Annotated in this window: 9 protein-coding genes; 7 read left to right on the top strand and 2 right to left on the bottom strand. The window is 73.5% G+C overall.

What is annotated here, in order from left to right:
• Both KZQ38_RS32990 and cysC read right to left on the bottom strand, forming a co-directional pair.
• Positions 1-159, bottom strand: a 159-nt coding sequence (locus KZQ38_RS32990) for a phosphoadenosine phosphosulfate reductase domain-containing protein (protein WP_219447937.1), incomplete at its 3' end; no start/stop codon positions are given.
• The gene (gene cysC, locus KZQ38_RS32985; RefSeq protein ID WP_308258708.1) at positions 156-683 is read right to left on the bottom strand and encodes an adenylyl-sulfate kinase; all 528 of its coding nucleotides are present in this window, start codon (positions 681-683) and stop codon (positions 156-158) included. The genes KZQ38_RS32990 and cysC, both read right to left, overlap by 4 nt.
• Positions 684-982: 299 nt before the next feature.
• Here cysC and KZQ38_RS32980 point away from each other — a divergent pair, with 299 nt between their 5' ends.
• Genes KZQ38_RS32980 through KZQ38_RS32950 form a run of 7 tightly spaced genes read left to right on the top strand, consistent with a single transcriptional unit; the run spans position 983 to position 9618 of the window.
• Positions 983-2125, top strand: coding sequence for a Glu/Leu/Phe/Val dehydrogenase dimerization domain-containing protein (locus tag KZQ38_RS32980; protein ID WP_219447925.1), 1143 nt, complete (start codon positions 983-985; stop codon positions 2123-2125).
• Positions 2122-3069, top strand: coding sequence for an NAD(P)-dependent oxidoreductase (locus tag KZQ38_RS32975; protein ID WP_219447924.1), 948 nt, complete (start codon positions 2122-2124; stop codon positions 3067-3069). The genes KZQ38_RS32980 and KZQ38_RS32975 overlap by 4 nt, the downstream gene beginning before the upstream one ends.
• Complete coding sequence (locus KZQ38_RS32970; protein WP_219447923.1) at positions 3066-4172, top strand: sulfotransferase family protein; 1107 nt, start codon at positions 3066-3068, stop codon at positions 4170-4172. The genes KZQ38_RS32975 and KZQ38_RS32970 overlap by 4 nt, the downstream gene beginning before the upstream one ends.
• A gap of 17 nt (positions 4173-4189) precedes the next feature.
• Positions 4190-5401 (top strand): ABC transporter substrate-binding protein, encoded by a 1212-nt coding sequence (locus KZQ38_RS32965; protein ID WP_219447922.1) that lies wholly within the window; start codon positions 4190-4192, stop codon positions 5399-5401.
• The gene (locus KZQ38_RS32960) at positions 5401-6948 is read left to right on the top strand and encodes a thiamine pyrophosphate-dependent enzyme (RefSeq protein WP_257902834.1); all 1548 of its coding nucleotides are present in this window, start codon (positions 5401-5403) and stop codon (positions 6946-6948) included. The genes KZQ38_RS32965 and KZQ38_RS32960 overlap by 1 nt, the downstream gene beginning before the upstream one ends.
• Before the next feature lie 10 nt (positions 6949-6958).
• The gene (locus KZQ38_RS32955) at positions 6959-8353 is read left to right on the top strand and encodes an FAD-binding oxidoreductase (RefSeq protein WP_219447920.1); all 1395 of its coding nucleotides are present in this window, start codon (positions 6959-6961) and stop codon (positions 8351-8353) included.
• Positions 8350-9618 (top strand): APC family permease, encoded by a 1269-nt coding sequence (locus KZQ38_RS32950; RefSeq protein ID WP_219447919.1) that lies wholly within the window; start codon positions 8350-8352, stop codon positions 9616-9618. Before KZQ38_RS32955 ends, KZQ38_RS32950 begins: the two co-directional genes overlap by 4 nt.
• Positions 9619-9643: the final 25 nt, after the last annotated feature.

Genomic DNA, 9643 nt, shown 5'->3' with positions numbered 1-9643 from the left:
GAACGGCACCCGCGCCGGCCAGAACGCCTTCACCGCCAAATGCACCAACAACGTCGAGTCCTTACCACCGGAAAACAAGATCACCGGCCGATCGAACTCACCCGCCACCTCGCGGAAGATGTGAATCGCCTCCGACTCCAAGCGGTCGAGGACCTTCACCGGGACTCCGCACCGGTCACCAGTGCCGCCACGCGGTCGAGGCACTCCGCTACGGAAAGCCGGTCCGTCCGCAGGTGCAGATCCGGCTGGAGGGGCGCTTCGTACGGATCGTCGAAACCGGTCAGACCGGTGATCTCGCCGCGTTTCGCCCGTGCGTACAGCCCCTTCACGTCCCGCTCCGCGCACACTTCGGGCGCCGCGTCGACAAAGACTTCGAGATAACGCAGGCCGTGTGCTTCGTGATCCTTCCGCACGGCGTCGCGAGCGGCCCGGTAAGGCGCGATCACGGGCGTGATGACCACCGCGCCGTGACCCGCCAGCAGCCGGGCGAGCAGACCCGTCCGACGCACGTTCTCGGCCCGGTCGTCCTTGCTGAAACCCAGTTCGGGGAACAGGTCGCGGCGGATCGCGTCCCCGTCCAGGACCTGCACCCGGCGGGTGCGGGCCAGTCGTTCGGCGAGTGCCGAGGCGAGCGTCGATTTACCGGAGCTGGGCAGACCGGTCAACCACACGGTGACCCCCACAATGTCCCCCTTCGTCATCCCGAAGCACTGGCGTGAATCGCATCCCACGCATTGACCGCTAACACCGGCGATCGTGTCCACAGACCGGGACCCGAGGCTAGAGGAACTTGTCAAGACCGTCCACGGGTTGGGCGCGTCACCCTTTTGGCGGTGTAGGTGCCTCGGAGACCGATGCTCTGATGGGCTCCGGCGCCTGGGGGCCGCTAATCCCATTCAATCCCCGTCGCGACAACTCCCTCGCGACGACGGGAAAGCACGTCCTGCCCATCGCGGATCGAATGTAGTAGGGGAACGCCGACATGACCCAGCAGCTTTTGCACGCCGACGCCACGGACGCGGCGAGCCCGCTGTTCTCCACCACCCTGTCCCTGCCCGACTGCGACGCGACGGGCTGGGTGGTGGTCGACAGCATGGTCGACGGCCTGGCCATGGGCGGCACGCGCATGACGGCCACCGTGGACGAAGCCGAACTGGCGGGCCTCGCGCGCGCCATGACCCACAAGCTCGCGCTGGTCGACCTGCCCATCGGCGGCGCGAAGGCCGGCATCCGCCCGAACGGCCCGGTCCGCGACCGGCACGCGTTGATGCGCACGTTCGGCCAGGTGACCCGGCCGCTGCTGCACGGCGGCGTGTACCTGGGTTGCGACCAGGGCACCACGCACCCCGACCGGGACGAGTTCTTCGCCGCCGCGGGCTACGACATCGCGACCAGGCCCGGCGCGACCCGCCTGGACGTGGACTGGGCGGAGTTCTGGCGGTCCATGGTGGACATCACCGGTTTCGGCGTCGCCACGGCCGCGCTCGGCGCGCTGCGCGCCGCGAACGCCGCGACGCCGCAACGCGTGGTGCTCCAGGGTTTCGGCACGGTGGGCCGCGGTGTCGCGCAGCACCTGGCCGCGCACGGCCACCGGATCGTCGCGGTCGCCGACGTGCTCGGCACCGTCGAGGACCCGGCGGGGCTGCCCGTGGCCGAGCTGATCGCGTGCACCAGCACGGACGGCACGATCGACCGGTCCGGTCTGCCCGCGTCGGTGCGCGTGCACGACGGCGACCGCGCGTGGCTGAAGGTGGACGCCGACGTGCTGGTGCTCGCCGCCGGCGCGGACGCGGTCAAGGAGGAGCACGTCTCGTCGGTGCGGGCCGGTCTCGTGGTCGAGGGCGGCAACATGAGCTGCACCAAGGACGCGCGCCGGATGCTCGGCGAGGCGGGGCGCACGGTGCTGCCGGACGTCGTGGTGAACGTGGGCGGCGCGGCGGTGACCGGCTGCATCCTGGCCGGTGTCGCGCCGAGCGGGCTGAACGTGCCGCAGATGTCGGCGTGGCTGCGCGAGTGGATCGCGGGCAAGGTCAACCGGAACTGCGAGCTGATCGCCGAGCTGGCCGCGTCGGGTGTCACCGAGCCGGTGTCGGCGCTGCTGGCCGACCGGAACATCGCGTGGTGAGCTGGGACCGCCCGGACGTCCTGGTCGCGCACTCCAAGATGGCGCCCGCGCTCGTGCCCGGGATCGAGGCCGAGGTGCCGGTGCGGCGGGCGGAATCCGTCGCCGACCTCGCGCCCGCCGAGCGGGCGGCGGTCGAGGTGCTGGTGGGTTACCAGTTCCCGGCCGGTGTGCTCGGGCTGCTGCCGAACCTGCGCTGGGTGCACCTGACCGGCACGGGCACCGACCACCTGGCCGCGGCCGGGCTCACGCCGGGCGTGCTGGTGACGAACTCGGCGCGGGTGCCGGTGGAGTCGGTCGCCGAGTACGCGGTGGCCGCGCTTTTCGCGTTGCTCAAGGACTTCGCCGAGCTGCCGTCCCGACCACCGTGGTACACCTCGCGCGCGGTCATGCTGGACGGCTCGACGGTGCTCGTCCCGGGTGGCGGCGGCCGGATCGGGCGTGCGGTGATCCGCCGGCTGTCGGCGCTGGGCGCGCGGTGCGTGGCGGTGACCCGCGACGGGCGCTGCCCCGTGCCGCTGGCCTACCGCACGGTGCCGGCGGCCCGCCTGGCGGAGGCGGCCGGTGACGCCGACCACGTGGTGTGTTGCCTGCCCGCCACGCCGGAACCATTGCTGGACAAGGAAGTCCTGGCCGCGTTGCCGCCGCACGCGGCGCTGGTGAACGTCGGCCGGGCGTCCGCTGTGGACGAAGGGGCTTTGCACGACGCGTTGCGGGCGGGTGAGTTGCGCGGCGCGTTCCTGGACGTGCACCGCACCGAGCCGCTGCCCGCGACCGACCCGGCGTGGTCGGTGCCGAACCTGGTGGTGTCGCCCCACCGCGCGTTCGCGTTCCCCGGCGAGCCGGCCGAGGTCGCGCGGACGTTCCTGGAGAACCTGGCCGACCTGCGCGCCGGGCGGCCGGCGCGGGACGCGGTGGCCGTGACGATCGACGAGGGGGTCTCGTGACCACGACGCTGCCGCTGCGGCCGGACCCGGCGTTCGACGTCGGCGAGGAGCGGTTCCGGGAGGCCGTGCTGGCCGAGGGCCGCTTGCGCGCCGACGACGTGCCCGCGGTGCTCGCCTCGCTGGAGCGCAGCCGACAGGTGCTCGCCGACGTGGCCGCCGCGCGGGAGGCGGCACCGCCGCCGCCGGTCGACGCGCCCGTGGTGGTGGTCGGCCTGCTGCGCACCGGCACCACGCTGCTGCACAACCTGCTGTCCCTGCACCGGGCACTGCACGGGCCGCGGTTGTGGGAGCTGGCCGACCCGGTGGCGGCGGCGGGCGACCCGGCCGGGTACCCGGCGGTGCGCGCCGCGGCGCAGGCGTACGTGGACGACTACAACCGCAAGGCGCCGGACCTGCCGGGCATCCACCTGCTGCACGCCGACCGGCCCGACGAGTGCCTGCGGCTGGTGGTGAACACGTTCCACAGCATGGTGCTGGAGATGCGTTACCGCGTGCCCTCGTACGGCGAGTGGCTGCACCGCCAGGACCTCACCGAGCCCTACCGGTGGCACCGGCACCAGTTGGAGCTGCTGATGAGCCGCCGGGTCGACGCGGACGGCGTGCCGCTCACCCCGGTGCTCAAGTGCCCGTTCCACACGTGGTACCTGCCGGAGCTGGTGGCGGCCTACCCCCGCGCGCGGTTCGTGCACCTGCACCGCGACCCCGCCGAGGCGATCGCGTCCACCGCGAGCCTGTGCCGCGCGGTGCGCGGCGCGCGCAGCGACGACCTGGACCTGCCGGAGATCGGCGACTTCTGGCGGTCCCGGATCGTGCCGCTGACGCACCGCCTGGCCGACTCGCGGGACGAGCTGGTCGCCGGGCGGCCGGTGCTCGACGTCCGGTACCGCGACCTGGTGGCCGACACCGAGGGCACGCTGCGCCGCGTGCTGGGCTTCCTGGACCTGCCGGTGACCGGGGAGTTCCTGGCGGCCGTGCGCGACTACCTCGCCGCCAACGGACAGCGCAGCCGCGGCGCGCACCGCTACAGCACCGCCGAGTTCGGCCTGGACGCGGACGCCCTGCGCGCGGCCACCGCCGACTACCGCACCCGATTCGACGTCTGAGCAGAGGGGTTCGCCCGATGACGAGCGAGAACGAGGCCAGGGCACGGGCGCTGGTCGACGCGCACAACGCGACCGTGTCCGGCGCGGCGATGCCGGTCGGCGTGCTCACGCCGCTGAGCCTGCCCGGCGATCCCACGGCGGGTGAGCTGGTGGTGCGCGGCGCGGTGCTGGGCGCGCGGTTCGTGGCCGAGCACCCCGGCGACTTCTCGATGCGCCAGGTGCGGTTGTTCCTGGAGAACGACCAGCGCACCGCGGACACCGAGCACATGGCCCGCTCGGCGGCGGGCGGGCTGGCGAAGCTGGTCGCCCTGGACGGCGTGAGCGCCGTGGTCGGCCAGTGGCACCTGCGGACCAGCCCGGTGGTCGCGGACCTGGCCGAGCGGTGGGGTGTGCCGACGTTCATCGAGAACGGCCACAACACCATCACCCACGGCCGGCGGCACCTGTTCCGCACGTACTTCTCCATCGCCGACCGCGCGCCGCTGATGGCGGGTTTCGCGGCGGCGCGGGGCTGGCGGCGGGTGGCCGTGGTCGCGGCGGACACCGTGTTCGGGCAGATGCTCGCCGACACCGTGTCCGAGGCGTTCCAGGACGCCATCCCCGGCCTGGAGCTGTTCCGGGAGGACTTCGCGCAGGACGGCGTGTCGGACCTGCGGGGGCCGCTGGCGCGTGCCACCGAGTTCGGGCCGGAGCTGCTGGTCAACGCGGGCGTGGTGCGGACCAACTACATGATCGTGGAGGCGGCGGCGGAAACCGGCCTGCTGCCGAAGGTCCCGATGATGGCGTGCTTCCCGTTCCCGATGCGGTCGCAGGACTACTGGCGGTTCGCCGGTCCGGCGGGCGCGGGCGTGCTGTGGCCCGCCACCAGGTTCAGCCCCGAGTGGCGGGGCCTGACCTGGACCGGGCGCTGGTTCGTGGACGCCTACTACCGCGAGTTCGGCAGCTACCCGCCGGACAACGCGCTCAACTCGTTCACCGACGTCGTGGTGCTGGCGCAGGCCGCGGCGCTGGCGGGCGCGCACGACCGGGAAGCGCTCCAGAACGCCCTGGAGTCCGGGAGCTTCCGCACGTGGCGTGGTCCGGTGCGGTTCGACCGCGACCACCACCAGCCGCCGGAACTGGTGCTGATGCACTACCAGGAGGTCGGCGACACCGCGGACAAGGCCGTGGTGGTGTGGCCGGAGGAGTCCGTCACCGGCGAGTTCCGGCACCCGTCGGTGGCCCGGTGATGCTCGTCGACGTGCTGTGCCGGTGGCTGGCGCGGCTCGGCGCGGACGAGCTGTGCACGGTGCCCGGCGAGGCGTTCCTGCCGCTGCTGGCGCACGCCGGTGCGCACGGCATCCGCACGGTGACCGCGCGGCACGAGGGCGGCGCGGGTTTCATGGCGGTCGCGACCGCCCGGATGACCGGCCGACCCGGCGTGGTGGCGGTGAACCGCTCCCCCGGCTCCACCAACGCGGCGATCGCGGTGGACGCGGCGGCGGCCGACCCGACGCCGCTGGTGGTGCTGGTGGGCGACATCCCGACCGACGCCGACCGGCGCACCGCGTTCCAGGGCGCGGACCTGGCGGGCATGTTCGGCGCGCTGGCCACCACCATCACCCTGGACCCGGCGTGCCTGGCCGACCAGCTCGCGCGGGCCGCCGAGGAGCTGGCCGCGCCGCGACCGGTGGTGCTGCTGGTGCCCGAGGACCGGTGGACCGCGCCGGTGTCCGCCGAACCACCGGCGGTCGCACCGGCCGCGGCCGAGGTGGACGCCGACGACCTGCGGCGGGAGCTGGCCGCCGCCGAGCGGCCGGTGCTGCTCGCCGGGCGGCTGCTGCGGTCCCGCCACACCGACCGCGGCGCGAGCGACGCGCTGGCGGCGCTCGCCCGCGCCGCCGGGTTGCCCGTGCTGGTCGGCAACAAGCAGCAGGACCTGCTGGACAACCGGGACCCGCACTACGCCGGGCACCTGCACCTGGGCACGCCGCGCGCGGTGCGCGAGCGCCTGGCGCGAGCCGACCTGGTGGTGTTCCTCGGTGAGAAGCCGGACGAGGTGCACACGTCCGGCTGGTCCGGGCCGCGCGTGCGCGTGGTGGACGACCGGCCCGCCCGCGCGGTGCTCGACGTGCTCGCCGCCGCGTCGTGGCCGGAGGCCCCGCCCGTGCGCCGGGAGTGGCTGCGCGGCTGGCACGCGCTCGCCGAGGAGCTGGCCTCGCCGCGGCCGCGGCCGTTCGAGGACGGCGTGGACTTCACGCACGTCGCGGCGGCGCTGGACGCGGAACTGCCCGCGGACGCGGTGCTCACCTTCGACGCGGGCAACTTCTCCAGCTGGGTGCACCGCTACGTGCACGCGGGTCCGTCGCGGCTGGTGCTGGCGCTCGGCAACGGCGCCATGGGTTTCGGCGTGCCCGCGGCGGTGTCCGTGGCGCACCGGCACCCCGAGCGGACCGTGGTCGCGCTGGTCGGCGACGGCGGCCTGCTGATGACCGGCGACGAGCTGGCCACCGGGCGCGCGCAGGGCCGGTGCCCGGTGGTCGTGGTCGCCGACAACGGCGGTTACGGCACCATCGACCAGCACGCCCGCCGGCAGTTCCCCGGGCGGTACTGCGGCACCTCGCTGCACACCCCGAACCTGGTGACGTGGGCCGAGTCGTTCGGCATACCCGGCGAGACGGTGCGCGGTCCCGGCGAGGTGGTCGGCGCGGTGCGCCGCGCGCTGGCCGCCGGACCGGCCGGTTACCTGCTGCACGTGCGGACCAGCCTGCGGTCCGGGCACGCCAACAACGAGTGAGAGGACGGCCGTGAGTCTTCGGGTGCGGGTGGAGGACCTGGCGGCGATCGTCGGCGCGGCGCACGTGGTGACCGACGACGTGCCCGCGCGGCACACCCAGGATCTGTGGGGCAGCGACCGGGTCGGGCACGCGTCGGTGGTGGTGCGGCCCGCCGACGCCGCCGAGGTCGCCGCCGTGCTGGCGCACTGCCACGGGCACCACCAGCCGGTGGCCGTGCAGGGCGGGATGACCGGGCTGGTCGGCGGCGCGGTGCCGGGCGCGGACGAGGTGGTGCTGTCCACCGAGCGGTTGGCCGGCGCGACCGTGGACCTGGCCGGGCGGACCGTCACGGCGGGCGCGGGCGCGACCCTCGGCGACGTGCAGGACCTGGCCGCCGAGCACGGTTTCCTGCTGCCGATCGACCTGGCCTCCAAGGGCAGCGCCACCATCGGCGGGTGCGTCGCGACGAACGCGGGCGGCGTGAACGTCGTCGGGTTCGGCATGACGCGTCAGCACGTGCGGTCGCTGGAGGTCGCGTTGGCGGACGGCCGCGTGCTGACGTTGTCCACCCCGCTGGTGAAGGACAACGCGGGCATGGACCTCAAGCAGCTGTTCATCGGGAGCGAGGGCCTGCTCGGCGTGGTCACGTCGGCGACGCTGGGGTTGCAGCCCGCCGCGCTCAGCCGCACCGGCGCGTTCGTCGCGCTGGAGGACCTGGACACCGCGCTGGCGCTGCTGAACGCGTTGCAGCGCAAGCTGCCCGGCGCGGTGACGGCGTTCGAGGTGATGTGGGACGACGCCTACCGCACGCTGGAGCCGACCGGGATGCGGCTGCCGCTGCCGTTCGGGCACCCGCTCTACGCGTTGGTCGAGTGCCGGGGCGCGGACCCGGCGGGCGACGCGGAGCGCCTGGCCGTCGCCGTGGCGGAGTTCTCCGACTCCCTGCTGGACGCGGCCGTCGCGACGAACGCCGCGGAACTGGGCGCGTTCTGGGCGGCACGCGAGCGCATCCCCGCGGAGATCCTGCGGATGCAGCCGCTGTTCGGCTTCGACGTCAGCGTGCCCGCGGGCGCGCTCGCCAAGTGCCTGGCCGCCATGCGGGTGGAACTGGAGCGGTCGTGGCCGGCGGTGAAGCTCCTCGTGTTCGGCCACCTCGGCGACGACAACGTGCACATCGCCGTCGTCACCGGGGAGACCACCCGGGAACGCAAACCGGAAGTCGAGCACATTGTGTATCGTCTCGTCACCGAAAGTGGCGGTTCCATATCGGCGGAGCACGGTGTCGGTTTCGAGAAGCGGTCCTACCTCGGCTACACCAGGTCCGCGGACGAGATCGCGCTCATGCGCCGGCTCAAGGAACTCCTCGACCCGCGCGGCATCCTCAACCGCGACCGCATGATCCCCTGGGGTGGAGAGAACGCATGACCGACAGGCACGTCGACGCGGCACCGGGGCTGAGCCGGCGACAGGCGATCCCGCTGGCGATCGGCTCCGTGGCGGGTTCCGGCATCCTGTTCCTGCCGTCCGCGGTGTACGCGGAGGCCGGGCCGAACAGCCTCCTGGTGTGGTTGTTGTCGACCGTGGTGTGCCTGCCGATGCTGCTGATGTTCGAGGACATGGTGCGGGCCAACCCGGACGGCGACGGCATCGAGGCGTTCATCCGCACCGGGTTGGGCCGCGTGTTCGGCCGGTGCGTGCCGCTGATGTTCCTGTCGCTGGTGATCGTCGGCCTGCCCTCGGGCGCCATGGTCGCCGGGCAGTACGTGGCGCGGGCGCTCGGCTCCGGCGCGGTGGTGGCCGTCGTCGCGGCGGCGGCCGTGCTGGTCGCCGCCGTGGCGTCCAACCTGGCCGGGGTGAAGACCTCGGCCCGCGTGCAGAACGCGGGCACGTGGGCGCTGGTGGCCATGGCGGCGGTGCTGATCGTCGCCGCCGTGCCCGGCGTGTCGGCGGGGCTGCCCGCCGTGACGCCGGACCCGTCGTCGCTGGGCGTGCTGCTGCCCGGGGTGGTGCTGGCGTTCTGGGCGTTCGCCGGGTTCGAGAACCTGACGTTCCTGTCCAAGGAGTTCCGCGACCCGCGCAAGGACTTCCTGCCGGTGTCGGCGTCCGCGCTGGCCGTCTACGGCGTGTTCACGATCCTGCTGACGGTGGCGATCGCGGTGCGCATCCCCCGGTCCGAGGTGGACGAGGTGACCGGCCTGCTCCAGCTCGCGCAGACCATCGAGCCCCGGCAGCTCGTGGTGCTGGCGGTGACCGTGATCGCGTTCGGCGCGATGGTGCTCAACGCGGTGGCGTGGGTGTGGGGCGTGTCGCGGCTGGTGCAGGGCGCGGGTGCCAACGGCATCCTGCCGCGCGCGCTGGCCGTGGCCACGCCGTCCGGTGTGCCGCGCCGCGCGATCGCGTTGCTGTCCGGGCTGTTCCTGGTCGTGGGCGTGGTGCTGGTGATCTGGCCGGACGTGGTGGTGGACGCGGTCGCCACGGCATCGGCCATCTTCATCGTGCTGTACCTGCTGTCCATCGTGTCCTACGCGCGGGTGCGCGGGCTCACCGTGCGCTCGGTGCTGAACCTGTTGCTGCTGCTGGTGTTGGGCGTGAGCCTGGTGCAGTCCGGGTGGCGCGCGCTGTACGCGGTCGTCGTGCTGGTCGTGGCGCTGGCCGTGCAGCTCGTGCAGAGCCGCCGGGCGCGGTCCTAGTCGAGAGGCGGTGTGTCGGCCGTGG

It is taken from the genome of Saccharothrix obliqua (assembly GCF_019375475.1).
Taxonomy (GTDB): Bacteria; Actinomycetota; Actinomycetes; order Mycobacteriales; family Pseudonocardiaceae; genus Actinosynnema; species Actinosynnema obliqua.
The sequence above is the reverse complement of the archived record's forward strand: the minus strand, read 5'-3'. Positions and strand labels throughout refer to the sequence as shown.

Coding starts and splice junctions, on each gene's coding strand:
- KZQ38_RS32980 (WP_219447925.1), top strand. CDS start 983: ATGACCCAGCAGCTTTTGCACGCCGACGCCACGGACGCGGCGAGCCCG.
- KZQ38_RS32965 (WP_219447922.1), top strand. CDS start 4,190: ATGACGAGCGAGAACGAGGCCAGGGCACGGGCGCTGGTCGACGCGCAC.
- KZQ38_RS32960 (WP_257902834.1), top strand. CDS start 5,401: ATGCTCGTCGACGTGCTGTGCCGGTGGCTGGCGCGGCTCGGCGCGGAC.
- KZQ38_RS32950 (WP_219447919.1), top strand. CDS start 8,350: ATGACCGACAGGCACGTCGACGCGGCACCGGGGCTGAGCCGGCGACAG.